This window comes from Neokomagataea anthophila (genome assembly GCF_018122595.1).
GTDB lineage: Bacteria > Pseudomonadota > Alphaproteobacteria > Acetobacterales > Acetobacteraceae > Gluconobacter > Gluconobacter anthophilus.
The window spans coordinates 1-212 of sequence record NZ_JAGRQH010000270.1 but is presented as its reverse complement, the minus strand read 5'-3'; the positions used below and the strand labels follow the sequence as shown (position 1 = coordinate 212).

The window sequence follows — 212 nt, the reverse complement described above, 5'->3', positions numbered from 1 at the left end:
GGCCGCATTAAGCCCTAAGAGTACGAGGCATTGTATGTTCATGATACCCCAGACGTCGCGATGGTGAACAAAGGCACCGATGAGGAGTGTGTAGACAGTCAAACCTGCAGAGCAGGTAATAAGGTGGTCGATCAGGATCGAAACCAATAGGTCAAGTTGGTATTGTATCGAGCTTGCGGCCATAATTCCGCGGATGGCACATGCAAAACTTG

1 pseudogene is annotated in these 212 nt (G+C 49.5%); it reads right to left on the bottom strand.

The window, feature by feature from the left end:
• Positions 1-212 (bottom strand): annotated as a pseudogene (locus KB213_RS12650) (ferrous iron transporter B); the annotation flags it as partial.